The following is a 257-nucleotide window of genomic DNA, read 5'->3' on the forward strand; positions in this document are numbered from 1 at the left end:
GATCGCCTCGATGTCGGCGAGCTCGGTCAGCGGGTTCGACGGCGTTTCGAGAAAGAACATCTTCGTTTCGGGCCGCACCGCTTCCTGCCATGCGTTCAGGTCGGTCGGGTCGACGAAGGTCGTCGTGATGCCGAACTTGCTGAAGATCTGCGAGAACATCCCGAGCGTCGAGCCGAACAGGCTGCGCGAGCTGACGAGGTGATCGCCCGCCTGCAGCGCGGACATCACGACCGACATGATCGCGGCCATGCCCGACG

General features: G+C 63.8%; 1 protein-coding gene. It reads right to left on the reverse strand.

Going from position 1 to position 257, the window contains the following annotated elements; all coding sequences use genetic code 11:
• The coding region (locus R2R70_RS21470) for a PLP-dependent transferase (RefSeq protein WP_410979118.1) at window positions 1-257 on the reverse strand (257 nt) is incomplete at both ends.

The organism is Cobetia sp. SIMBA_158 (genome assembly GCF_046566945.1).
GTDB classification, from domain to species: domain Bacteria; phylum Pseudomonadota; class Gammaproteobacteria; order Pseudomonadales; family Halomonadaceae; genus Cobetia; species Cobetia amphilecti.